A 24,241-nucleotide genomic window follows, 5' to 3' on the forward strand; every position below is an offset into this window, starting at 1 on the left:
CGCTCACCCGGCGTAGCGCATCGCCACATCGCATCGGCCATATTCGCGTCCATGCTCTTCCAAGATCTGCGCGTCGTGACGAAAGCCGTGCTTCTCGTAGAGATGGATGGCGGTCGCGCATTTGGAGCTGGTCAGAAGATACAGTTTTCGCGCGCCGAGCGCTTCCGCCCTGTCGAGCGCGGCGTGCAGGAGCATTTCGCCGGCGCGGAGCCCGCGCGCCTCCGGGACCACGCCCATCTTTGTCAGCTCGAACGCGCCCTTTCCGGTTTTCCTGAGAGCGCAGGTGCCCAACACGCCGAGCGTCGGCGACCGGGCGAACAGGATCGCACCGCCTCGATCGATAATCGTCTCGCGCGGATGTTCGAGGACGCGGCGGTCCGTCTCCTCCATCACGAACATACTTTCGATCCACTCGGCATTGATGCGGTGAAAATCCGGCGCGAGGTCATCGGCAAAGTCGCAAATTGCGATCTCGTCGCGCAGGATCGCGGCAACGCGGGCGTCGAGCGACCGGTCGGCGAGCTGGGCTTCCAGAGACGCGAGCTGTGCGATGACCGGTCCGTCCAGTTGCTCGCACATCGCCTCGACCACCCGTTCCACCGGAGGCCAGATGATCTTCCGGCATCGCCCCACCAGCGCCTCGCCCGCCTCGGTCAACGCCACGCGGCGTTCGCGCCGATCCGCCGCACGCTCCGAACGGACGAGACCGAGATCGGCAAGCTGCCGGATCGATCGCGTCACGCCGGGCTGGCTCGTTCCCACGGCCTGGGCCAACGCGCCCACGGCCATGGGGCCGCCTTGCAGCGCAGCGATGAGCGGCATATGGGCCGGCTGGACCGGCATCCCGGTCCGCTCGATCACGCGCGCCGCACCCGCCTGGAACTGCTCCGCCAGCCGTTTCAGCCGGCTGCCCAGAAAGGCCGGTCCCATCGCCGCAATCACGTCCGCCATCCGCTCAACCCCTATTACATAACACGTTATATTACATGCTATGTAGTCAGTGATCGGTCAAGCGCTAATCGGCTCCATCCCGCAATCGCGCCGCCGCACGCTCCGCAGCCGCCTGCCGTTCGCCGGCAATACCGGCGAGGCGATCGTTGAGATAGGCGACGATCTTCGGGTCCGCCTTGCCGGGCGATCCGCCGTCGAAAGGCGGTGCGGGATCGTACTCCATCGACAGCTGGATCGTGCGCGCCATCCGCTCGCCATGAAGTTGGGCGGCCAGCGTCAGCGCGAAATCGATGCCGCTGGAGACGCCCGCGCCGGTGATTCGGTTGCGGTCGATGACGACGCGCTCACGCACCGGCTCGGCACCGAACAAGGTGAGCTGATCGATCCATTGCCAGTGACTCGTAGCGCGATAGCCGGTGAGCAGGCCCGCGGCCGCCAGCACCAGCGATCCCGTGCACACCGAAGTGATCCACTGCGCCCCTTCCGCCTGCCGCCGCAGAAAGGTGAGCGTCGCCTCGTCCTCCATTAGCGCCATCTGGCCGAAGCCGCCGGGGACGAACAGGATATCGGCACGCGCGCAATGATCAAAATCGACCGTCGGCACGATCCTGAGGCCGTTGCCGTCGGTCACCGGATCGGTGGTCTTCCAGGCAAGGCTGATCTTGGTGTCGGGCATCCGCGCGAACACCTCGAACGGGCCGGTGAGGTCGAGCTGGGTGAATTGCGGAAAGACGAGCATGACGATGTGCATGGGCATTCTCCTTCGTTTCAGGTGATGCCCAGGCGATCGGCTGTCTTGGTCCGCGTTCCCCGATGGTGTCCCATCTCGAATCGCCAGTCGCGCGGACGGCGACCTTGTAGCAGATTACGACCGATTCGGGAGGATCAATAATCCCGGCTGATCTCGACGCTGGCGCCGGCGCGGCCGATCGAGCTGATCGTCGAAAGCAAGGAGAGCCAGCGCGTGACGCGGAATTCGACATCGGTCGCCGAATAGCCCTGCCCGTCGGTGATCACCTCGACATAGAGGTTGCGCGTCACATAAAGCCCGCCCGCGACCGCCGTCTCGCGGTCCTCTGCAGGGTCGGCGGGGAGCACGCGCAGCCGGTCGAGCCCAATCGCGTCGCGCACGGCGTTGATCGGATTGAGCCCGCCACCCCCGCCGCCCTGGAGCGAGGCAACCGCCGCGCCGAGCTGCAATGCCTCCGGCGCGGACAGGTTGGTGATCGAGGTACCGAAGAGCAGGCGGCTCAGCAATTCGCTCTGCGGCAGCGCGGGCGTGCTGGTGAAGGCGATTTCGGGCTCGCTCGCCGTGCCGCCGATATTGATCTGCGCGTTCAGCCCCTCGACGTCGCCGGCCGCGACGATGTCGAGCCCCGGATTGATCGGGCTGCTGCCGTAGAAATCGATCCGCCCTTCCTCGAGCTCGAAGCGCTTGCCGGCAAATTCATAGCCGCCGCGCACCAGGTCCATCTGCCCCAGGATGCGGAAGTCGGCGACGCTGCCGGAGACCTCCAGATCGGCGCTCCACTCGCTGTCGAGACCGAGACCGCGGACGAGGAAACGGTTGCGCGCATCGACATCGATGGCGAGTTCCCAGTTGATCGGCGGCGGTGGCTCTACGGGCAGATCGCGGCGCGCGTTGATCTCCGTGACGTTGAGCTGCGGTACCGTCGTCGAAGGCGTAACGTTGCCGAGCTCGAAAATCCCCTCGATCAGGTCGAGATCGCCGGTGATGCTGCCCTGCGGAATCGCGGCTTCATTCCCCGCCACCGTGCCGGGCGGCGCCTGCAGCGTGATCGCGATCGGACCCGAAACGCGAGCCGAGATGTCGTCGCGGCGCAGCAGCCAGGCCCCGTTCGCCTCGAGCCGGATATCCATGCCGAGGCCGCTGGCAAGGCCGAGATCGAACACCGCGCTGCCCGACAGCGTGCCGCCGCCCGGCGTCGCGCCCGTGAAGCTCGGCAGGCTGAAGCGCGAGCCGTCGAAAAAGCCCTCGGTTGTAATGCCGGTGACGACGGTGCCGGTCAGCCCGCTTTCGAGCCGCGCATTCTCGGTCCGGATCGATCCCGAATAGTTCGGGTTGTTGAGCGTTCCGCCGGCATCGGCCCGCGCGACGATCGGGCCGGAGATGCTGAACGCTTCATTGCCGGTCAGCTGCCAGATGGTTTCGGACGGGCCGCTGTAACGCAATTCGGCGAAGAGCGGAGCGGCGGCGATCTGCTCGCCGAAGCTGCCCGATCCCGAGAAGGGACTGAGCCGCACCTGGCCGCGCATCACCTCTTCGCCTTCGGTTTCCATGATCGCGCGCGCGGCGAGCTGGTCCTGCCGCAGCCGCGCGTTGATCCCGACATTCACCGGGCGCGGACGCAGCGCAAAGCCTTCGCGCGTCAGGCTGCGGATGCGGATTTCGGCATCGGCGGTCGGCACCGTTTCGCCCGGCGCGAGGCGGTAGGCCAGCGATCCCGTCAGCTCGCCACCGAAGCCGGTTTCCGGATAGAAGATGTCGATCAACGAAAGCGGCACCGCATCCATCGAGGCATCGACGACCGTCTCTTCGCCGATCCGGCCCGCGACGGTGGCGCCGCCTCCGGCATAGCGGATCGTCGATTCGTCGATCACCCAGTCATCGCCTTCGCGGCGGATGCGGACTTCGCTGAGCTCAATCGGTTCGCCTTCAAACTCGCCGCCGCCGTTGATCACGTACTGATCGGGCGCGAGTTCGGCATTGGCGGTGAAATCGAATTCGCGGCCTCGCGCGCCCGCGACGCTGATGGTCGCATCGCCATAGCCGCCGCGATAATCCACATTGCCTGCAAGCCGCGCGATCGAGAGGCTGCCGCGCGAGACGCCGACAGCCTGCACCGTCGCGGTGATCTGCGGCGCATCGTCGTAGAGCAGCACGTCGAGATCGAGCATGCCTTCGCGGATCGTCGTCGCAATCTCGCCGCCGAGTTGCGCCTCGTCCGCGGCAAGATCGACGCGCACCGCCTGCACGCCGCCCACCGGCTCGAGCACGATATCGCCGTCGAGGCCGCTGCCCGTCAGGTCGAACGCGCCGATAAACCCGTTTTCGGCGAGCGTCAGCTGACCCGTCGTCGTCGTATCGGCGACGAGCAGTTGCGCGACGTTCACCACCACATGCCCCTGTGTCGGCAAGGCAATCACGCCCTGCGAGGTGAAGGCGCCGGCGATCGAACTGCCCTCGGCCTGGTAGTTATAACCGGCGCGCGTCGGATCGAGATTGAGCGTCACGTCTTCGAGCCGTGCCGAGGGCAGCGGATTGGCAAGCGCCAGCGCGACGGCGGGCCGCGCGGCCGCGCCCTGCGCGCGCACGGTAAACGCGCCATATTGCGCCGAGCTGCCCGATCCCCGCAGATCGATCCGCCCGGCCTGGGTGTCGTAGCTGCCGCTGCCGGTGAAGTTCAGACCGGACGAGCGGACGCGCGCATTGGAGAAGCGGAAGCGCCCGTCGGTGCCATAGGCGAATTGTGCGTCGATGACCGGCAGGCTCTGCGTCAGGCCCTGGACGGTCCCGTTCTCGAGGCTGCGCGTCACGATCCGCGCATTGCCCGCAACCTCGAACCCGCCGCGCGCGCCGGGGCGTACATCGACGTCAGTCCGCAGGTCGACAAGGCCGAGACCGTCGACATAATAGTTGCGAATCTCCCCATCGAGCCCGACGACATAGCGTCCGCTATCGAAATCGTAGACCGCAGAGGCCCTGCCGCTGACCCGGTCGGACCGGACGGCGACATCGTCGGCGACGATCTGTTCTTCGGTGATCATCAACACGCCGTCGACCGACAGATTGCCCAGCAGCTCTTCCGCCTCTGCCCCGGCACCGAAAACGCGGGTCGCGCGCGCCTGGATCGGCAGCGCATAGGGCGGATCGCCGATCCGGCCCTCGCCCACCGCGACGAGGTTCTCGAAGCCCGTTTCGCCGAAGGCCGCGCGCGGCGCGGTCAGGCGGTAGTTGAACGAGGGCTGCGCATAGGGGCCGTTGAGCCGGAGCGTGAGGCGCACATTCTGTCCGCTCATATCCTCGGCCAGCGCCTGCGGTTCGAGCACGCGGATATCGGTGACGAGGCCGTCATAATGACCGTTGCCGAGATCGAGCGCGCCGCGCCCGTCGATCACCGCGGCGGCGGACCGGACGTTGAACTGCCCGGCGAGCCGCTGCTCCTCGAACGTCCCGCTAGCCGTCAGCATCACCTCGGGCGCGGTGAGCCGCCTGACGAGTCCGGGGTCGAAGATCGGCTGCGTCCGCACGCGGCCGCCCAGCGTATATTCGCCGTCGCGCGCGGACAGGTCGAGCGCCATCACGCGCTGCTCGCCGCTATCGACGATCGCGCGGCCGTCCCAGCGTTCCCAGGCGCCTGATCCCGCGATGTCGATGGCCAGCGCGCGGCCGAAACCCGACAGCTCCGCGATCACCCCGTCTTCGGGCGCCGCCACCTGCAGGTCGATATCGAAGACGTCGCCATCGGGTTCGGCATCGAGGACGAGCGCCAGCCGGTCTCCACCATCCACGGCACGCGCGTTGAGGTTCACCTGAGCGCGGCCGCCCCGGATATCCGCATTGCCCGCAATGGCGAGATCGCGCTGTTCGCCCGTGATCGCCTCGCCGAAGCGCATCCGTTCGATATCGAGTTCTCGCAGCAGGATATCGAAGCCCGGCAGCAGCGGCTGATCGGGGTCCTCCGACGGGATCAACGCCGGCGCACGGTGCAGGATCGCCAACTCGGACGACGCGCTTTCGATGTGGAGCCGGTTGCGGAAGAGATAGGCGAAGGGCCGCCAGTCGACGGTGATCTCGGGCGCCTCGAAGAACAGGCCGTCGGGATCGTAGAGCCGCAGGTCCGAAATCTGCATTTCGCCATAGATCGACCCGTCGATCCGGCCGATGCGGATGCGCATCCCGTTCGCCGGCTCCATCGCCTCGATCTGGTCGATGATGAAGCGGCGGCCCGGCGGCGTATCGAGCGCAAACAAGGCGACGATGATCAACCCGATCAGGCTGAGGAAACCGGCCAGCGTCCAGCGCTTCCAGCCCCAGCGCTTGCGGACGCGCACGCGCTCTTCGGTCGCTACCGGCTCAGCGTCGGTCAGGTCGCCCGGCTGGCTGGCCATCAGAAGGCCTGGCCGAGAGAGACGTAGACGGCGACGACGGCGTCACCGGGCTGCGGGTTCAGCGGCGTACCGACATCGATCCGGATAGGCCCGAAATTGCTGTAATAGCGCAGCCCCAGCCCGGCGCCGAAGCGCAGGTTCGAGAAGTCGGGATAGATATCGTCATAGATCGCGCCGGCATCTATGAAGGGCACGATACCGAAATTGCCGAAGCGATAGCGGCCTTCGAGCGAAACTTCGAACAGGCTGCGGCCGCCGATCGGATCGTTATTGGCGTCGCGCGGGCCGATCGACTGATAGCTGTAGCCGCGCACCGATCCGCCGCCGCCGGCATAGAAGCGTCGCGACGGCGCGATCGACAGCGTCGTCGCCCCCGGCATCGATCCGACGCGCACGCGCCCCGCCAGCGTCAGCGCGTCGGTCGCGGGGAAATAGAAACTGCCGTCGAGCTGCACCCTCGCATAGCCGACGAACCCGTCCTCCAACGATGCCTCGGGCGAGATGAAGGCGCCGAGGCGGAAACCCTGTTCGGGATTGAGCAGATCGTTGGTGCTGTCGAAATTGAGCCCGAGCGGCAATGCGGCAATGAAGAAGGTCCGGCGCCCGACCTGACCCGCCGGGCCCACGATATCGCGCTCGTCCGACGCCAGCAATTCGGCGCCAACCGACCAGTACCAGTCCTTCTGCCAGAGCTGGTTGGTAATGCGCGCGAAGCTCGCGGTGAAGCCGGCGGTGCGGGCGTCATAGGCATCGCGGTTCAGATTGTTGGCGTAGATTTGCGCCGTCAGCACCTGGTCTCGCGCGAGAAAATTGTTGCGGCGGAAAGCGATGCTGGCGAGCTGCTCCTCGGTGCCGGCAATGCCGCGGATCGTCAGCGCGCCTTCGGGGCGGAACAGGTTGCGGTGCTCCCAGCTCGCCTCGACCCGGGCGCCGCGCCCGGTGTCGTAGCCGAGCGAACCGGCCACGGTGCGCGGCGGCGCCGGCTCCATCGCGACGGCGATATCGACGAGTTCGCCATTGCCGGCATCGACCGGCGTCAGTTCGACGCGCGAGATCAGGCCGGTCTGGATGAGCGCCCGGCGCAGGTCGTCGACCATCCCGGTCGAATAGAGTTCCCCCTGGCGGAAACGCGCGATCGTCGCGACATGCTCGGCGCCAAAGATCGCCTCCTCGCCCTCGGTGACGCGGATCGAGCCGAAATCGCGCTCGCCGCCCGGATCGACGGGCTGGGTCAGGATGGCGATGCGGTTGGCGTGGTCGACGACCACCTCTTCCTCGCCAACCCGGGCGAAGGGATAGCCGCGGTTGCCGAGTTCGGTGCTGAGCCGCGCCTGTTGCGTCGTCACCGTTGCGGCATCGACCGGATCCTCGGCCTCGACGTCGAACTGGGCGCGCAGTTCATCGGTCCGCTCGCCCGCCGACGCGAGGCCCGGCAGTTCGACGCGCTCGAAGCGATAGAGCGGGCCGGTTTCGATATCGAAGACGACATCGACGCCGTCACCTCCCTGCTCGCCGACGATATCGGCGGCCACCTGTGCATCATAATAACCATGCGAGCGCAGGATCTGGCGCATCAGCTCGATATCGGTCTCGGTACGGCGATCGATCTGGGCGACGACAGCCGGATCGCCGTCATTCTCGCGCAGGACGGAGAGCGCGTTGAACTGGGTGCGAATATCGTCTTCGTCCTCGCCCTCAAGGTCCGCGAGCCCGTTGAGTACGACCTCGTAGCGCTGTTCGGCATTGAAGGCGGTCGCAGTCTCGGCATCGCCGACGACGCTGTCGCCGACCTCCGACATATCCGGCCATTCGACGCCGAAATTCGCGACATCGGTCAACGGCGCGGCGGCGCCCAGTTCATCGGCGCGATCGAGCGGGCCCAGTTCATTGGTGTTGAGCGACTGGACCTCTTCGGCGACCTCTTCCTCCACCTCTTCGGCGGCGTCGCTTTGGGCTCCCGTCTGCGCGGCAAGCGGGTACGGCGCGGCAAGCGCGCACAGCGTGGCGAGCGGCCCGAAAAACGCCCGGCCCGGCTTCGGCAACCCGGTCATGCGGGTTCGATAGCTGCAATGCAGGAGCCGCGCTAGGGCGAATTAGCGCTCTTTTTGGCGTTGAAGACGAAAATTTCCGAGGCGCGAGAAAGACTTGGGGCGATCAGTGGATCGTGCCGATCACGTCGTCCGATCCCATGATTGCGACGAACCGCTCGATCTGCCGCCAGCGGCAGAAATGGATGACATTGCCGAGGTCGCGGCTGCGGTCCGCCCGCGCCGATGCCTCGGCGGGCGCGGCATGGCCATATTCGTCGAGCAGTTGCGTCGCCAGCTCGGCCGCCTGGCGGTCGGCGATATACACAATGTCGTCCATGGATGGGGCTCTCGATCTGGGGGCGTGCGGCCCGATTGCGCGGTGATGGGCGGATAGCAGCGACACCTTAACGGCAGGCCGCGCGAAACTGGTCAACCGATCGTTAGGTGTAATTTGCGCCGCCAACCAAACCGGCGGATGACAGCGCCGCCCGGCAATGCCATAGGCCCGGCCCATGGAAGAACGCAGCGGATCAAAGGTCGCCGGCGGCGGCATATTCATCGCAATGGGCGTCATCGGCGGCGTGATCGCCGGCGCCGCGCTGGGCCAGCCGAGCATCGGGTTTCTGGCGGGGCTGGGGATCGGCGTGGCCCTGGCGGTCCTGACCTGGCTGATGACGCGTTAGTTTGACAGACCTCGCCTTCGGCTCGGCGCCGCACCAGCCCGCACCCCCACCCGGCCTCCCATTGATTATATCCTAGATGGGAGGCCGGGTGGGGGTGCGGGCTGGTGCGGCGATTTTCCGCCAGGAAAATTTTGACGACAATCACGCGATCTTCCGCCCCGCCCAGACCACGCGGCCGATCACATTCACATCGCCGGGCCCGCAATCGGGCCAGTCGGGATAGCCGGGATTGTCGCTCTTGATCGTGAAGCGCCGCGTGCCGCGCTGGCGCGCCGGGTTCATCGCGATCCGCTTGACGATCAGCGCATCGTCCTGCCGCAGCACATAGATACCGTCGCGCAGCCGCTCGGCCCCGTCGCCCCGGTCGACGAGGATCTCATCGCCGTCCGATAGCACCGGCTCCATCGAATCGCCTTGCACCGCGATGATCGAGAGCTCGTTCGGGTCGCTCGCCGCCATGTCGCGCAACCAACGCTTCGGAAAGGCGATCCGCGACAGCTCCGCCTCTTCCTCGGCCAGCGCCCCTGCCCCCGCCGACGCCCCGACGGCGTAACGCGCGACCGCGGTCAGGTCGCCGCCGAAATCTCCCGGGGTCACACGGCTTGCTCGCTCCGGCGCGCCAAGCACGCTTTCCGCGACGCCGAAATATTCGGCGAGCACGCGCCTGTCGTCCTCGGCCAGCTTCTTCGGCGTCCCGCGCCGGATGAACTGCTGCACATAGGCCGGGTTGCGCCCGATCAGCCGCGACAGCGCGGAAAGATCGTCGCCGCGTTCGCCCGCCAGCCGTTCGAGCGCCTGTCTCGGGGTCTCCTCCACCATGGCGCCAATATAGGATAGGATTTTTCCTAGACAAGTAGGAAATCGCCGATGATGTAGAACATCTCAGGAACAAAAAGCCTTGGCGATTCGGGATCGCGCCGGGCGGGCAACAGGAGGGCCATATGCCATTGCTGATGGAAATCACCCGCTTCCTCGACAGCGCCGATATGGCGCCGGCGACATTCGGCCGCCGGGCGGTCAACGATCCCCGCCTCGTCTTCGATCTCAAACGGGGCCGCGAGCCGGGCAAGCGGGTTAGCGCACGCGTCCGCGCCTTCATCGCTGCCTATCGGAAGGGCGCACCATGCAACTGAGCGGCGCAGCCGGCGCACTGATCCGCGCCCTCGCCCGGCGCGCGGGTGCTATGCCGCATATCGAGGAGATCGGCTCGCGCCCCTGGGCCAGCATCACCTTCACCGGCGCGCGACACCGGATCGCGCTGCGCTTTTCCGGGCCGGACTCGACGGCATCTGCTGAACGGATGTGCGACGGGCTCGATCACGCCGAATTCGAGCTCGGCCGCCATTTGCTCGTCGATATCGATGTCGTGGAACGCGAAGAGGAGGATGCGGGGTGCCGCATCCTCCTCGAAGCCTTGACCGTCGAAGACGGGTAAAGATGTTGGGGGCTACATCGCCGTTTCGAGGTGACCCATCTCGCTTTCGTCGACCTTGCCGCCGAACAGCATCTTGATGACGCCGCCCATCGACATGTCGGCTTCCCACATCTCGGCATGCTGCAGTTCGACGCAGAGCATCGCGAGCTTGGGATCGTCGCGCCCGCCTTCATACCAAGCCGCAACAGTGTTGTTCCAGAAGCGGTCGATCATGTCGGGGTCCGTCACGCGGGACAGCGTTCCCTTCATGCAGGCGAAGAAATCATGGCCCTTGGCGGCAAACTGGATCATGGCGTTCGGGTCCGTCGCCATGCCCTGGGTCAGCCGATTGTCGGTGTTGGTGTAGATGAAGAGCCTGTTCGGGAAATCGTCGTCGAATTTGAGCGCCATCGGTTCGCTATGGGCATCCTGCGAGGGAATGCCGACAAGAGCATAGGGGCTGTCGTCGAGCTTCTCCCAGAGCATGTCGATCATTTCGCGGGGGCTGGGGGCGTCGGTCATCGGTTGAACTCCTTGACTTGGGGTGTGGGAGATCAACGGGCGAACCGTCTGAAATGTTTCGGGAAACAGTTCGAGTCTTCGACGAATGGAACGTGCGCCGAGCCGGACAGATAGCTCTGCCCTCGGCTCGCCCATCTGGCGTCATTGCGAACGAAGCGAAGCAATCCAGAGCCACATGCTTTGCCGCTCGCGGCTCTGGATTGCCGCGTCGCCTTCGGCTCCTCGCAATGACGAAAAGTCAGAATGCCGTTGCTAGAGAACCTCGAAAAGCCCCGCCGCGCCCATGCCGCCGCCGACGCACATGGTCACGACGACGTATTTGGCGCCGCGGCGCTTGCCCTCGATCAGCGCATGGCCGGTGCAACGCGCACCGGTCATGCCATACGGATGGCCGATCGAGATCGAGCCGCCATTGACGTTGAGCAGCTCGTCCGGAATGCCGAGCTTGTCGCGGCAGTAGAGCACCTGGACGGCGAAGGCCTCGTTCAGCTCCCAAAGGCCGATATCGTCGACGGAAAGATCGAAGCGTTCGAGCAGTTTCGGGATCGCGAAGACCGGGCCGATGCCCATCTCGTCGGGCTCGGTTCCGGCGACGGCCATGCCGACATATCGGCCGAGCGGCGTCAGCCCCTTTTTCTCGGCGGTCGAGGCTTCCATGACGACGCAGGCCGAGGAACCGTCGGAAAGCTGCGAGGCGTTACCGGCGGTGATCGTGCCGCCTTCGCCGATCACCGGCTGGAGCGACTGCAAGCCTTCGAGCGTGGTCGAGGGGCGGTTGCCCTCGTCCTTGGCGATGGTGACGGTTTCCTCGCTGGTTTCGCCCGTTTCCTTGTTCGTGTTGAGCTTGACCGTCGTCGTCTCGACGATCTCGTCGTCGAACTTGCCGGCCTCCTGCGCGGCGGCGGTCCGCTGCTGCGATTGCAACGAATATTCGTCCATCGCCTCGCGGCTGATGTCGTAGCGCTTGGCAACGACTTCGGCCGTTTGCAGCATCGGCATGTAGATATTGCCGTGCATCGCGATCAGCTCCGGATCGGGCATGACGCGCATTTCCTTGGTCTGCACGAGGCTGATCGATTCGAGCCCGCCGGCGACCACGCAGTCCATCCGGTCGACGATCACCTGCTTCGCTGCCGTCGCGATCGTCATCAGCCCCGAAGAGCATTGCCGGTCCATCGACATACCCGCAACCGAGGTCGGCAGCCCGGCCCGCAAGGCGATCTGACGCGCGACATTGGTGCCGGTCGTGCCCTGCTGCAGCGCCGCACCCATGATGCAGTCATCGACCTCGCCGCCCTCGATCCCGGCGCGCTCGACCGCCGCCTTGACCGCGAAGCTGCCGAGCGTCGGCCCCTTGGTATTGTTGAACGCGCCGCGATAGGCCTTGCCGATCGGCGTACGGGCGGTGGAAACGATAACGGCGTCACGGGACATTGTGGGTGTTCCTTTCAGTGATTCTGTTCTGTTTTGCGGTTTGTCTAGCGAGGTATTTTGACTCACGCAAAGACGCTAAGACGCAAAATCCGTATGATTGTTCACGATGCGCTTGATGCCTTCCTTGAAGGTGGCAGCGCCGAAATTCATCAAGAGACCCAGGGGCAGGTCTAGAAGCCGCAGATAGGTCAGCACCTGCTTGCCATGAACCGCTTGCAGGCGTTCGACGGATTTGAGTTCGATCAGAAGCCGGTCTTCGACCAGAATATCAGCGCGAAACCCTTCCTGGATCGCCAGTCCCTTGAAATGGATCCCGACCGGCTTTTGCCGGTCGATTTTCAAACCACGTTCTTCCAGTTCGAAGGCCAACACCGCTTCATAGACCGATTCCAGCAGTCCCGGCCCCAATTCCTTGTGGATGTGAAACCCCGCATCGACCGCAATCCGCGCAAGCTCTTCGACAGAATGGCTCACGCTTATTCTTTGCGTCTTCGCGTCTTCGCGTGAGTCAATTCCTCAAACGAAAAACTGCGAGATCCATTCGGCAATCAGGGCGGGCTTGTCCTCGCCCTCGATCTCGACGGAAAATTCGAGCGTCTGCTGATACTGGCCGGGGCGCTTTTCGGTGAGCTCGAGCAGCTTGAAATGGCCGCGCACGCGCTTGCCGGATTTTACCGGCGCGAGGAAACGCGTTTTGTTGCCGCCATAGTTGACGCCCATCTTCACGCCTTCGGGACGCGGGCAATCGCTCTCCGCCATCATGCGCGGGAAGAGCGACAGCGTCAGAAAGCCGTGCGCGATCGTCTGGCCGAAGGGCGTCATCTTCGCGGCTTCGGGATTGACGTGGATGAACTGGTGATCGCCGGTTGCGTCGGCAAACTTGTCGATCATCTCCTGATCGACGGTGATCCATTCGGACGTGCCGAGCGTTTCGCCCACCTTGCCCATCATTTCGTCGATGCTGATCGTTGCCATCCCGTCGCTCCTCTCGTTTCGGATCGTCATGCTGAACTTGTTTCAGCATCCACCTTTCATTCCGCATGGTCCGTGCGATGGGAGAGGTGGACCCTGAAACAAGTTCAGGGTGACGGTGAAGCCTCACCTTATCGTTATGCGGCGTGTCCGCAAGGCGTTATAGGGCCGCGCCATGGCTAGCACGAAACACGACCCCGATTCCCTAACGTCCGCCGCCTGGCTCCACATGGAAGAGGTGCACCGCGCGCCCGAAAACGAGGTGCTGGCGCCGCTGATCGAGCGCGCCCGACTCGCGCCCGACGAACGCGAACGGATCGAGCACCGCGCACTGGGCCTGCTCGCCGAATTGCGCGAGGGGCAGCGGACGGGCTGGGTCAACCAGTTCCTCCAGGAATATCGCCTGAACACATCGGAGGGCGTCGCGCTCCTCAGTCTCGCCGAGGCGTTCCTGCGGGTGCCCGATGCCGACACCGCGGACAAGCTGATCGCCGACAAGATCGGCGAAGGAAACTGGCGCAGCCATGCCGGCAAATCGCATTCGGGGATGGTCAATTCGGCCACCTGGGGCCTCGTCATCGGTCGCGCGCTCGTGGGCGAGAAGACGACGGCAAACGCCCTGCGCCGCCTGATCAGCCGTACGGGCGAACCGTTCGTGCGGCAAGCGGTCGGCGCGGCGATGCGGCTGATGGGCGAGATCTTCGTCATGGGCCGGACGATCGACGAAGCACTGAAGCGCATGAAGCGGCCGGAAAACAAGGGCTTTACCGCGAGCTTCGACATGCTCGGCGAAGCAGCGCGGACCTTCCCCGATGCCGATCGCTATTTCGAAAGCTATATGCGCGCGATTCAAGCCGTCGGCGCCGCGCGGACCGAGGGGTCGACCGAGGTCAACCATTCGATCTCGGTCAAACTGTCGGCGCTCCACCCGCGCTACGAGGTGGCGCAATGGGGCCGCTGCGTGCCCGAACTCACCGACCGGCTGGAAGCGCTGGCCGAGGCGGCTGCGAAGGCGCAGATCGGCCTGACCGTCGATGCCGAGGAATCGGAACGGCTCGAGATGAGCCTCGACATTATCGAGCATGTCGCCGAGATGCCGAAGTTTGCCGGCTGGAACGGATTCGGCATGGCGATCCAGGCCTATGGCAAGCGCTGCCAGCGCACCATCGGCTGGGCCGAGGCGCTGGCCGAGCGCACGAACCGGTACATCCCCGTCCGTCTCGTCAAGGGCGCCTATTGGGACAGCGAGATCAAGCACGCGCAGGAAAAGGGGCTGCGGCACTACCCCCTCTTCACGCGCAAGGTGAACACCGACACCTGCTATCTCGCCTGCGCGAAGGATATGCTCGAAGCCAAGATGATCCGCCCCGCCTTCGCCACGCATAATGCGTTGACGGCGGCGACGATCATGGAATGGGCGCCCGACCCGAAAAGCTTCGAATTCCAGCGGCTGCACGGCATGGGCGAAGGGCTGTTCGAGGATCTCGTGCGGGAGCAGGGCTATCGCTGCCGCATCTATGCGCCGGTCGGCGGCCATCGCGACCTCCTCGCCTATCTCGTCCGCCGCCTGCTTGAGAACGGCGCCAATTCGAGCTTTGTCCACCAGCTTGCCGACGAGCATCTGAGCGATGCCGACCTGCTGCGCGATCCGGTGGAGCGCTGCGCGGAAGTGGGCGGGACGCGCCATCCGTCGATCCCGCTGCCCGAAGACCTGTTCATGCCGCAAAGGAAGAACAGCGAGGGGCTGGACCTCGACGACTGGCGCGTGCTCAACCGCGTGACCGAGGGCATTGTCGAGCGCGGCGATATCGGCGATCCGCCGGCCCAGCCAAAGGACGTGAATGCGTTGATCGAGAAGGCCGGCAAGGGCTATGCCAAATGGTCGCTGCTCCCGGTCGAAGAGCGCGCTGCACGGATTGCCCGGCTGGGCGAGTTGCTCGAGGAACATCGCGGCGAGCTGATGGCGCTCGCGGTGCACGAAGCCAACAAGACGATCCCCGATGCGCTGGCCGAGATACGCGAGGCGATCGACTTCTGCCGCTATTACGCAGCCGAAGCGCGCGAGAAATTGCAGCCGCTCGAAATGCCCGGCCCGACGGGTGAGACCAATGTCCTGCGGATGGAGGGCAAGGGCGTGTGGTGCTGCATCTCGCCCTGGAACTTCCCGCTCGCCATTTTCACCGGGCAGGTGGCCGCCGCGCTCGTGACCGGCAATGCAGTGATCGCAAAGCCGGCCCCGCAGACGCCCCGCATCGCGGCGGCCGCCGTTCGGCTCGCGCATGTCGCCGGGATCCCGGAGGATGCGCTGCTGCTCGCCCCCGGCGGACCGAAAATCGGCGCGGCGCTGACCGGCGACCCGCGCATTGCCGGCGTCGCCTTTACCGGCTCGACCGGCACGGCCAAGGCCATCGCCAAGTCGCTGCTCGAGGACGACGACCGGCCGATCGTCCCGCTGATCGCCGAGACGGGCGGCATCAACGCGATGATCGTCGATTCCACGGCGCTGCCCGAACAGGTCGTCGCCGATGCCGTCGCCTCGGCTTTCGGTTCGGCCGGGCAACGCTGTTCGGCGCTTCGTCTCCTGCTGATCCAGAAGGATGTCGCCGAAAAGATGATCGAGATGCTGAAAGGCGCGATGGCGACGCTGCAGGTCGGACAACCGGAAAACCCGGCGAGCGATGTCGGACCGGTCATCGACCAGGCGTCCTATGACAAGCTGATGAGCTATCGCGAGACGATGGCCGACCGGATTCTTGCGACCTGCGATGTGCCCGAACAAGGGCTATATGTGCCGCCGACACTGATCCGGCTCGACAGTGCCGAGGACCTCACCGCCGAATGGTTCGGGCCGATCCTGCATGTCGCGACATGGAAATCGGGCAAGCTTGAACAGACGGTCGCGCGGATCAACGCCAAGGGCTTCGGCCTCACCATGGGCCTGCACAGCCGCATCGCGCGGGCCGGCGAGATCGTCGAAATGCATGCCCGCGTCGGCAATCTCTACGTCAACCGCACGATGACCGGCGCCGTCGTCGGCTCGCAGCCCTTTGGCGGCGAAGGCCTGTCGGGCACCGGCCCCAAGGCCGGCGGCCCGCACTACCTACCCCGCTTCTGCGCCGAACGGGTGACGACGATCGACACGACGAGTGCCGGCGGCAATGCGACGCTGCTGAGCCTGGAGGAAGCGGGGATGGGGATTTGACACGCGGATAGGTGACACAGCACGGCATTATCTGTCATGCTGAACTTGTTTCAGCATCCATATGCCTCATCCTATATGGCAGCGTGTGACCGAACCCAAACAGCCCTGCGTCTACATCCTCGCCAAGCGGAAACACGGCGCGCTCTACATCGGCGTAACGTCAAATCTGACAAAGCGGCTGTATGAACATCGCACCGGAGCAGTACCCGGTCATGCGAAACGGCATTCCATCAAATGCCTCGTCCATTTCGAGCAGTTCGAAGATATGCCCAGCGCGATCGCCCGCGAGAAGCAGCTGAAAAACTGGCATCGCGACTGGAAATGCAACCTTATCGAACGCGACAATCCCGATTGGCACGACATTGCGGCGGATTGGCGGTTCGATCCGGTTTGAGGTGCGGCCGCCGTTCCATAGCCATGAGCGGTGAGGCATATGGATGCTGAAACAAGTTCAGCATGACGGCCTTCATAGCTAACTCCCTGTCACCACCGGGTTCGCGCCTTCGCCATCTCCGCTGGGATAGGGCATGATCGCCTCTCCGCTGGGCGCGGCCGTGAAGGTGGTCTGCGTCGGATAGGCGAATTCGAGGCCCTCTTCGGAGAAGCGGCGGAAGATGGCGATGCCGACCTCGTGCCGGGCCTTGATGAAATCGGCATAATCGGCGCTCGGGACGTCGAACAGCACCTCATAGTCGAGGCTCGACGCACCGAAGCCGGTGAAGCCCGCGCGGGCCAGCGTGTTGCCGAGCTTCTCCACCTCCTCCTGCAGGAATTCGGGAATGCGCGCGGCGAGATCGGGCGGGGTCTGGTAGATCACGCCGACGTTGAAGATACCGCGCCGCCGCTCGAGCTGGGTGTTGTTGGAGATTTCCTTCGACAGCAACAGCGAATTGGAGATGATCTTCTCCTCGCCGTTCACCGACCGGATCCGCGTTGTCTTCAGCCCGATCTTTTCGACCGTGCCGAAGGTGTTGTCGTAATGAATGCTGTCGCCCTTCTTGAAGGGCTTGTCGAAGATGATCGACAGCGCCGCAAACAGTTCCTCGAAGATGCCCTGCGCAGCCAAACCGATGGCGATGCCGCCGACGCCGAGGCCCGCGACAAGACCCGTCACATCGACGCCGAGATTGTCGAGCACGACAATCAGGGCCACGGCAAACACCGCGACGGTCACCGAAATGCGGATCAGCGTCATCGCCGTGCCCAGCGTTTCGGCGTGGTCCTCGTCGGTCTCGGCCCGGATCAGGATGAAACCGAGGATAATCTCGCGTACCCAGATCGCGACCTGCAGCACGGTGGTGACGGTGAACAGGAAGGTGACGACGCCATCGAGCCGTTCCGGGCTTTCGGCAAAGGTCGTCACGATCTTCGCCGAGACCATCAGCATGAACCAGTGCTTGGTCTTCCAGAGCGCTTGACCGACGACACTGGACAATGTCGTTTCGTTCGGGTTGCGATCTCGCAGCCGCCGGCCGAAGTGCCGCATCATTTCCAATATCAGATAGACGACAAGCCCGCCTGCGGCGGCGATCAGAAGCTCGACATAATGGTTCGAGACCCATTCCGAGGTGCTCGTCCAGAAATCGGCCAGCGCATCGCTGCTCGGCATCGATATGGCCGCGTCGCCGGCTGTATTCGTCGTCGTCATAAATCCCCGTTCAGGCTGCTTTGGCAGGCGCGGCCGGCGCTTCGAGCGTATCGAGAAATTCGATCAGGCCGCGTTCGTACCGTGAAAGATATTTGGTCTTGCGGGGCAGGTTCAACCCCCCGAAGTGTTCGGGCGCCCCATCCTTGGCGAGTTCGATGAGCGCGGGATGGACATAGCTCTTGCGGCTGATCGCCGGTGTATTGCCGAGCGATTCGGCGATCGGATCGAGCAAGGCCTTAAGAGTCATGGGCTCTTCGCCCGCGTCATGGAGCAGTTCGAAGGCAAGCGCGCTAGCGCCCCAGGTACGGAAATGCTTGGCGCTGAAATCGCCGCCCATCGTTTCGTGGATATAGTCGTTGACGTCGCAGCTCGACACGCCGTGGCGCTGGCCGTCGCTGTCGAGATACTGGAACAGCTGCTGCCCCGGCACGTCGCGGCACCGGCGGACCATACGGGCCAGCGTGCCGTCATTGATCGTGATGTTGCGCTCCTTGCCCGATTTCGCGCGATATTCGAGCCGCAGCTTGCCATGCGCAAAATGCGCGTGGCGATCGCGCAATGTCGTCGCGCCGAAGCTCTTGTTCGACTTGGCGTAGATGGAATTGCCGATCCGGACCTTGCCGAGATCGAGGAGGCGCACGACCGCGGCGAGCACCGAATCGCGTTGTAGCGAGCCCTCCGCCATATCGCTCTGCACGCGGGCGCGGATCAGCGGCAGCTTGCGGCCGAATTCGGCGCACATCTCGTATTTCGCCGCCTCGCGCTGGGCGCGGAATTCCTCGTGATAGCGATATTGCTTGCGGCCCTTTTCGTCATAGCCGGTCGCCTGGATATGGCCGTCGGGCGAGGGGCAAATCCAGACATCGCTCCAGGCAGGGGGAACGGCGAGCGCGTTCAACCGGCCGATCTCGTCCTGATCTTCGATCCTCTCGCCATCGGGATCGGTATAGCCCCATCCCTTGCCGTAGCGGCGGCGGGTGATGCCCGGAAGGTCATCATCGACATAGGCGATCTTGGTCATGGGTAAGCGGCGCTCCTGCGTCGGCATCGCTGCCGCATCGGACAAACGCCACATCCCGCCGCGCGGTTCCGGAACGATGTCGGCGCCCGCACCGTTGGTTGGAGGACAACCCGTTTGAATTGAGGAGTAAAAGCATGCCCAAGTCCATCGAAGACGCGAAAATCCTGATCGTCGCCACCAACGGCTTTGAATATTCAGAACTGACCAAGCCGCGCGATATCCTCGCCGGCAAGGGCGCCAGCGTCACCCTCGCCTCGCTCGACACCGACGAGATACAGGGCGAAAGCGGCGGCGAGCCGCAGGGCAAGGTGAAGCCCGACACGACCATCGGCGAGGTATCGGCCGAAGATTTCGACGCGCTCGTCCTGCCCGGCGGGGTCGGCAATCCCGACACGCTGCGCATGGAGAAGGACGTGGTCAGGCTGATCCAGGCGTTCGACAATGACGACAAGCCAGTGGCCGCGATCTGCCATGCTCCGTGGCTGCTGATCGAGGCCGATCTGGTCGACGGCAAGACCGCGACGAGCTGGCCTTCGGTCCGCACGGACCTCGCCAATGCCGGCGCGAACGTCGTCGATCAGGAAGTGGCCGTAGACGGCAATATCATCACCAGCCGCAACCCGGACGACATTCCCGCCTTCACCGATGCGATCATCGAAGCGGTCACGTCGAAGGCGATGGCCGAAGCCGCCTAGCCTCGATCAATAGCCGGGCGCAAGCTTGCTTGCGCCCGGCGCCTCGAGCTCTTCGATCATCGGCTTGAACCCCTGCGCCTTGCGTTTGCGCGCGAGATAGGTGTCGAAGCCGATCTCGACCGATACCAGCATCCAGAAAAAGGGCTGATAGGCGATGCCGACAAAGGCGGCGCCCAGCAAGAACGTCAGATGTGCGTGTTGTAGCGCCGTCGCCAAAGGCGAGACCCACTTTTCGTCATCCGGGATGTGATCGCCGCGATAATGCCGCCTGAGCCACTCCATCCGCAAGATACCGATGCCATGGATCAACAGCCATAGACCGAGGCCGATCCAGCCCTGTTCGCCGAGCATCTCGAAATAGGCCGAGTGAAAGGCCCGGCCCTGATCGACAACCAGCCGGCGGGTCACGCTGGTCGCCCCGCCGCCTGTCTCCGTCGCCTCGGTCGTATGATAAACGATCGCATTCTCGCGATAGATTTCAAACCCGCCGCCAAGCGGATGATCCTGCACATATTCGAACGTCCAGCGCCACACGGCGAGCCGCGTACCCGCGCTTTCGTCGGCCTGGAAATTGCTGATCGTCCCCATCCGTTCCGAAAAGGCGGAGGGGAGGAAGGGCAGGGAAACGAGGCCCAGCAGCGCCGCGCCCGCGATATACATTCCCTTGCGCTTCACGTCGCGCAGCTGGAGCATGGCGAGAAAGGCGATGCAGACGAGCCCGGTGCGCGCCTGCGTCCCGATCGGCGTGAGCAGGCAGGCGAAGATCAGCGCATAGCAGAATACCGACACGCGCCAGTCCGGCTTGAAGACCGTCCCCCATCTGGTGAACCAGAGCAGAATCGGAATGATCATGATCGCCGCCGTCGTCAGCGTCGAATCCTCGTAGATGCCGCTGTTGTCGTCGACCATCATGGCGAAGCTGCCATAGCCCGAGCCGCCGAGCGCGGTCTTGATCCCCGCGCCGATCACGATCGCGGCGAGCGCCAGGCACATGAACAGCAGCACGCTCTCGATCCGCAGCTTGGTGCGCAGCGTCAGCGGCAGGAAGATGGCGAAGAGCAGCGATTTCCACGCCCAGTCCCATTTCGCCCAGCTCTCGATCGGGAAGGCGGCAACATAATATGTCGTCAGCGCGCAATAGACCAGCAGCAACGCGATCAGGATCTGCCGCGGCGCGATCCGCACATCGTCCTTCTTGTCCGCCACGATCCATCCGCCCACGGCCAGCACGAACATCACCAGCGACACCGGGATGTTGTTGAGCAGGTAGTAAGACAATCGCTGCGGCGAGACCGTATCGATATAGATATAGCCGAGGATGAAGATGAACGGCCGCTTCAGCCCGAGCAGGCACAGCGAACCGAGAAAGCCGACAAAGCCGAGGTCACGCACGCTGGCTGTCCCCCTCCGCCTTGGGCGCCCGGCCGAAAATGTCGCGCGGCGCTGCCTCCGGATCGGCGGCGTCGTCATCGACATCAGGCCGGAACGCCAGCCGCCAGGCGGCGATGAGCATCAGCCCATGGCTCAGCGCTAGCGAGAAAAGGTCGATCATGGCGTGTTCCGGTCTCCGGGCGTCGGGCCGCATGCGGACCCTGGGCGTCTGTGCCATTTAGCGCCGAGCGGTTGACGGGCCGTTAAGCAGTTCGTGGCAGAGAGCCGGCATGCGGATCCTGCACGTCCTCGACCATTCGATGCCGCTGCACAGCGGCTATACCTTTCGCACGCGCGCCATCCTGAAAGCGCAGATCGCGCGCGGCTGGGACGTCGCCGGAGTGACCGGCGTGCGTCACACGCAAGACGGCCCGCCGGTCGAGGAGGTCGACGGCCTCACCTTCTACCGCACCCCGCCGATCGCCAGGGTGCCGAGCCCGCTGCGCGAGGTGCGCGAAATCGGCGCGCTGGCGAAACGGATCGGCGAGGTGATCGAGGAGTGGCAGCCCGATCAGCTCCACGCCCATTCGCCGGTGCTGAACGCGCTCGCGGCGCAGCGTGCGGCAGACAAATACACGCTTCCGCTGCTCTACGAGATTCGCGCCTTCTGGGAAGATGCGGCCGTGGGCAACGGCACGGGCCGCGAGGGATCGGCCAAATATCTCGCGACCAAGATGATGGAGACGCATGCGGCCAAGCAAGCCGATGCGGTCGCCGTGATTTGCGAGGGGCTGCGGCAGGACCTGATCAAGCGCGGCGTATCGGGCGACAAGATTATCGTCTCGCCTAATGGCGTCGACATGGCGCTGTTCGGCGAGCCGGGGCCGCGCGACGAAAAGCTGGCCGACGAACTCGGCTTCGAGGACGGCGAGGTCATCGGCTTCATCGGCAGCTTCTACGATTATGAGGGACTGGACGACCTGATCCACGCGATGCCCGCCCTGATCGCGATCCGCCCGCACGCAAGGCTTTTGCTCGTCGGCGGCGGGCCGATGGAGGCGGCGCTGAAGGCGCAGGCCGAAGCCTCGCCCGTCGCCCATGCGATCCATTTCACCGGCCGCGTTCCGCATCACGAGGTCGAGCGCTATTACAGCCTCATCGATATCCTCTGCTATCCGCGCAAGAAGATGCGGCTGACCGATCTCGTCACGCCGCTCAAACCGCTCGAAGCGATGGCGCAGCGGCGGCTCGTCGCGGCCTCGGATGTCGGCGGCCATCGCGAGCTGATCGAGGACGGGGTGACGGGCACATTGTTCGCCCCGGAAGACCCGGGCGCCATCGCCGCTGCGCTCGCCGGGCTCTTCGCCAACCGGTCGGAATGGGAAGAACGGCGGGAAACCGCGCGGAAATTCGTCGAGAAAGATCGTAACTGGTCGTCAAACATTTCCCGTTATGCCCCTGTTTACCAAAAACTTACGGGCAAGGCGGTATAGCCATGAACATGAATTTGGATGCGCTCAGAGCCGGTAAGCCGGCATTCCTCGCCCGCCTGCCGAAGGTGCCGGTGGCTTCCGCCATATCGGGCCTTATCGTGGCAGCGCTGATCCTGATGACGCCGAACACGCTGTTCGAAGCGTTCATCGTCCAGACCGGCCTTCCCGGCATGATTGACGCCGCCGCGCCGCCGCTCGGTGCCAAGGCGCGGATCGTGTTCGCGCTGATCGCCGCCGTCATCGTCACGATCGGCGCCTGGGTCGCATTGTCGATCCTGCTGCGCGATCGCGGCGGCGATACGGCGTACGGCTATGGCCATGACGAAGAAAACGGCCTGCCGCCGCGACGCCGCGCCGACAGCCATCCCGACCACCCGGCCCGCGCACCGCTGATGGCGCATGACCTGGGCGCGCCGCTCGATCTCGTCACCGTGGCGCCCGACGAGCCCTCAGACGACTTCGCCGATTTCGGCCCCGCCGACGCCCCCGCGTTCGGCGAGCCCGAACAGCCCTTCGAGCCGGCGCCCGCCGCGTTCGATCCGCCTGCCGAACAGAGCCCGCGCTTCGCGCCCGACGCGCCGAGCTGGGAAGAGCCGTTTGCGCCGCAGCCCGAGCCCGCACAGTCGACTCAGTCCTTCGAGCCGCCGGCGTTCGAAACGCCCGCCTTCGACCCGCCGGCACATAATCCGCAACAGGCCGAAACGCCCGCTGCGCCCGAGCCGGAACCTGCGCCGGAACCTGTCGCCCAGGAGCAGGAGCCGGAACCCGTCTTCACCGTTCCGCTCAAACCGCGCCCGGCTGCCGGCGAACCGGCGACCGAAGCGAGCGGACCGCAACCGGCTCCGCCGCAGCGCGATGTGCAATCGGAACTGGGCGAACTGATAGACCGGCTCGAAGCCGGCCTTGCCCATCGCCGGGAGCGGCTCAACAAGCAGGCGCAGCCCGAAGCCGCCGCACCGGAAGCCGCGACCACCGATGGCGCGCTGCGCGAGGCGCTCGACGCGCTGCAACGGCTGACCGCCAAGGGCGCCTGACGCAAAAAAGGGGAGAGGCCTGAAGCCCCTCCCCTTCTTGCGACCCGAAAGACGTTGCCTCCGGGCTATTTGCTTCGCTCCGCGCTATGCGGCTTTCTGCATGCTTCCTTCGCGCAGCCAGTTCAGCACGGTTTCCGGCGCGGTTTCGCCATAGGGATCGTCATCGGAGCCGACATCGTTGATGCCCGGTTCCTCGAACCAGCCGGTGATCTTGCCGTCCTCGACGACCATGGCATAGCGCCACGAACGATCACCGAAGCCGAGATGGTTCTTCTTGATGAGCATGCCCATGCGGCGGGTGAAATCGCCCGAACCGTCCGGCAGCATCTTCACCTTCTCGATGCCGAGAAACCTGGCCCATTGATACATGACGAAGGCGTCGTTGACCGAGGCGCAATAGACCTCGTCAACGCCTTCGGCCTTGAAGTCGTCATAGTGACGCTCGAAGCCCGGTGCCTGCTCGTTGGTGCAGGTCGGCGTGAACGCGCCCGGAAGCGAGAAGACGACGACGCGCTTTCCGGCAAACAGGTCTTTCGTCTCGACCTCTTCCCAGCGGAACGGATTGTCGCCGCTCAGGCTTTCGTCGCGGGTGCGGGTTTTCAGGGTGACGTGAGGGATTTCACGACCGATCATAAGAT

23 protein-coding genes and 1 riboswitch are annotated in these 24,241 nt (G+C 64.7%); of the genes, 8 read left to right on the plus strand and 15 right to left on the minus strand.

Annotated elements, in window-relative coordinates; translation table 11 throughout:
• Nucleotides 1–3 precede the first annotated feature (3 nt).
• The 5 genes from Q0139_RS03850 to Q0139_RS03870 all read right to left on the minus strand — a co-directional run bounded on the left by Q0139_RS03850 (nt 4) and on the right by Q0139_RS03870 (nt 8,451).
• Nucleotides 4–951 (minus strand): GNAT family N-acetyltransferase, encoded by a 948-nt coding sequence (locus Q0139_RS03850; RefSeq protein ID WP_298017591.1) that lies wholly within the window; start codon nt 949–951, stop codon nt 4–6.
• Between the two features lie 64 nt (nt 952–1,015).
• On the minus strand, nt 1,016–1,702 hold the full coding sequence (locus Q0139_RS03855) for a DJ-1/PfpI family protein (RefSeq protein ID WP_298017598.1): 687 nt from the start codon (nt 1,700–1,702) through the stop codon (nt 1,016–1,018).
• Nucleotides 1,703–1,721: 19 nt separating this feature from the next.
• A riboswitch (ZMP/ZTP riboswitch) is annotated at nt 1,722–1,803 on the minus strand.
• Nucleotides 1,804–1,836: 33 nt separating this feature from the next.
• Nucleotides 1,837–6,084, minus strand: coding sequence for a translocation/assembly module TamB (locus Q0139_RS03860; protein ID WP_298017601.1), 4,248 nt, complete (start codon nt 6,082–6,084; stop codon nt 1,837–1,839).
• Nucleotides 6,084–8,135, minus strand: coding sequence for an autotransporter assembly complex family protein (locus tag Q0139_RS03865; protein ID WP_298017608.1), 2,052 nt, complete (start codon nt 8,133–8,135; stop codon nt 6,084–6,086). Before Q0139_RS03865 ends, Q0139_RS03860 begins: the two co-directional genes overlap by 1 nt.
• 103 nt (nt 8,136–8,238) lie before the next feature.
• Entirely contained in the window at nt 8,239–8,451 is a 213-nt protein-coding gene (locus Q0139_RS03870) for a hypothetical protein (RefSeq protein ID WP_298017616.1), read from the minus strand.
• A 175-nt stretch (nt 8,452–8,626) separates the two neighbouring features.
• On the opposite strand from Q0139_RS03870, the gene Q0139_RS03875 reads away from it, so the two are divergent.
• Complete coding sequence (locus Q0139_RS03875; RefSeq protein ID WP_298017618.1) at nt 8,627–8,797, plus strand: hypothetical protein; 171 nt, start codon at nt 8,627–8,629, stop codon at nt 8,795–8,797.
• Between the two features lie 141 nt (nt 8,798–8,938).
• Here Q0139_RS03875 and Q0139_RS03880 read toward each other — a convergent pair whose 3' ends face one another.
• On the minus strand, nt 8,939–9,616 hold the full coding sequence (locus Q0139_RS03880; RefSeq protein ID WP_298017622.1) for a S24 family peptidase: 678 nt from the start codon (nt 9,614–9,616) through the stop codon (nt 8,939–8,941).
• 122 nt (nt 9,617–9,738) lie between these two features.
• Here Q0139_RS03880 and Q0139_RS03885 point away from each other — a divergent pair, with 122 nt between their 5' ends.
• Together Q0139_RS03885 and Q0139_RS03890 are read left to right on the plus strand one after the other, a co-directional pair.
• A complete protein-coding gene (locus Q0139_RS03885) occupies nt 9,739–9,930 on the plus strand; it encodes a hypothetical protein (protein WP_298017627.1) in 192 nt (63 codons plus the stop codon).
• A complete protein-coding gene (locus Q0139_RS03890; protein ID WP_298017632.1) occupies nt 9,921–10,232 on the plus strand; it encodes a hypothetical protein in 312 nt (103 codons plus the stop codon). Before Q0139_RS03885 ends, Q0139_RS03890 begins: the two co-directional genes overlap by 10 nt.
• 12 nt (nt 10,233–10,244) lie before the next feature.
• On the opposite strand, the gene Q0139_RS03895 is transcribed toward Q0139_RS03890, so the two are convergent.
• The 4 genes from Q0139_RS03895 to Q0139_RS03910 form a co-directional block, all read right to left on the minus strand.
• Nucleotides 10,245–10,733: a pyridoxamine 5'-phosphate oxidase family protein gene (locus tag Q0139_RS03895; RefSeq protein WP_298017634.1), complete on the minus strand. Its 489-nt coding sequence runs from the start codon at nt 10,731–10,733 to the stop codon at nt 10,245–10,247.
• A 252-nt stretch (nt 10,734–10,985) separates the two neighbouring features.
• On the minus strand, nt 10,986–12,167 hold the full coding sequence (locus tag Q0139_RS03900) for an acetyl-CoA C-acyltransferase (RefSeq protein ID WP_298017639.1): 1,182 nt from the start codon (nt 12,165–12,167) through the stop codon (nt 10,986–10,988).
• A gap of 75 nt (nt 12,168–12,242) precedes the next feature.
• Complete coding sequence (locus tag Q0139_RS03905; protein ID WP_298017642.1) at nt 12,243–12,641, minus strand: GxxExxY protein; 399 nt, start codon at nt 12,639–12,641, stop codon at nt 12,243–12,245.
• A gap of 42 nt (nt 12,642–12,683) precedes the next feature.
• On the minus strand, nt 12,684–13,142 hold the full coding sequence (locus tag Q0139_RS03910) for a MaoC family dehydratase (protein WP_298017644.1): 459 nt from the start codon (nt 13,140–13,142) through the stop codon (nt 12,684–12,686).
• Between the two features lie 226 nt (nt 13,143–13,368).
• Here Q0139_RS03910 and Q0139_RS03915 point away from each other — a divergent pair, with 226 nt between their 5' ends.
• Together Q0139_RS03915 and Q0139_RS03920 are read left to right on the plus strand one after the other, a co-directional pair.
• Nucleotides 13,369–16,341, plus strand: coding sequence for an L-glutamate gamma-semialdehyde dehydrogenase (locus Q0139_RS03915; protein ID WP_298017741.1), 2,973 nt, complete (start codon nt 13,369–13,371; stop codon nt 16,339–16,341).
• Between the two features lie 61 nt (nt 16,342–16,402).
• A complete protein-coding gene (locus Q0139_RS03920) occupies nt 16,403–16,735 on the plus strand; it encodes a GIY-YIG nuclease family protein (RefSeq protein WP_298017650.1) in 333 nt (110 codons plus the stop codon).
• A gap of 78 nt (nt 16,736–16,813) precedes the next feature.
• Here the strand turns inward: Q0139_RS03920 and Q0139_RS03925 are convergent, their stop codons facing one another.
• A complete protein-coding gene (locus tag Q0139_RS03925) occupies nt 16,814–17,989 on the minus strand; it encodes a mechanosensitive ion channel family protein (RefSeq protein WP_298017653.1) in 1,176 nt (391 codons plus the stop codon).
• 10 nt (nt 17,990–17,999) lie between these two features.
• Nucleotides 18,000–19,010, minus strand: coding sequence for a DNA topoisomerase IB (locus tag Q0139_RS03930; RefSeq protein WP_298017661.1), 1,011 nt, complete (start codon nt 19,008–19,010; stop codon nt 18,000–18,002).
• 134 nt (nt 19,011–19,144) lie between these two features.
• Between Q0139_RS03930 and Q0139_RS03935 the strand changes: the two genes are divergently transcribed.
• Nucleotides 19,145–19,705, plus strand: a complete 561-nt coding sequence (locus Q0139_RS03935) for a type 1 glutamine amidotransferase domain-containing protein (RefSeq protein WP_298017667.1) — start codon at nt 19,145–19,147, stop codon at nt 19,703–19,705.
• A gap of 6 nt (nt 19,706–19,711) precedes the next feature.
• Here the strand turns inward: Q0139_RS03935 and Q0139_RS03940 are convergent, their stop codons facing one another.
• Together Q0139_RS03940 and Q0139_RS03945 are read right to left on the minus strand one after the other, a co-directional pair.
• Nucleotides 19,712–21,097 carry a putative O-glycosylation ligase, exosortase A system-associated gene (locus Q0139_RS03940; RefSeq protein WP_298017673.1) on the minus strand — a complete coding sequence of 462 codons (1,386 nt, stop codon included), beginning with the start codon at nt 21,095–21,097 and terminating at the stop codon, nt 19,712–19,714.
• A complete protein-coding gene (locus tag Q0139_RS03945; protein WP_298017681.1) occupies nt 21,090–21,257 on the minus strand; it encodes a hypothetical protein in 168 nt (55 codons plus the stop codon). The genes Q0139_RS03940 and Q0139_RS03945 overlap by 8 nt, the downstream gene beginning before the upstream one ends.
• A 109-nt stretch (nt 21,258–21,366) precedes the next feature.
• On the opposite strand from Q0139_RS03945, the gene Q0139_RS03950 reads away from it, so the two are divergent.
• Nucleotides 21,367–22,569 carry a TIGR04063 family PEP-CTERM/XrtA system glycosyltransferase gene (locus tag Q0139_RS03950; protein ID WP_298017688.1) on the plus strand — a complete coding sequence of 401 codons (1,203 nt, stop codon included), beginning with the start codon at nt 21,367–21,369 and terminating at the stop codon, nt 22,567–22,569.
• Between the two features lie 2 nt (nt 22,570–22,571).
• Nucleotides 22,572–23,603 carry a hypothetical protein gene (locus Q0139_RS03955; protein ID WP_298017693.1) on the plus strand — a complete coding sequence of 344 codons (1,032 nt, stop codon included), beginning with the start codon at nt 22,572–22,574 and terminating at the stop codon, nt 23,601–23,603.
• An 84-nt stretch (nt 23,604–23,687) separates the two neighbouring features.
• On the opposite strand, the gene Q0139_RS03960 is transcribed toward Q0139_RS03955, so the two are convergent.
• Entirely contained in the window at nt 23,688–24,236 is a 549-nt protein-coding gene (locus tag Q0139_RS03960) for a peroxiredoxin (protein WP_298017698.1), read from the minus strand.
• Between the last annotated feature and the right edge of the window lie 5 nt (nt 24,237–24,241).

Source organism: uncultured Parasphingopyxis sp. (assembly GCF_937129435.1).
In the GTDB taxonomy this organism is placed as follows: Bacteria; Pseudomonadota; Alphaproteobacteria; order Sphingomonadales; family Sphingomonadaceae; genus Parasphingopyxis.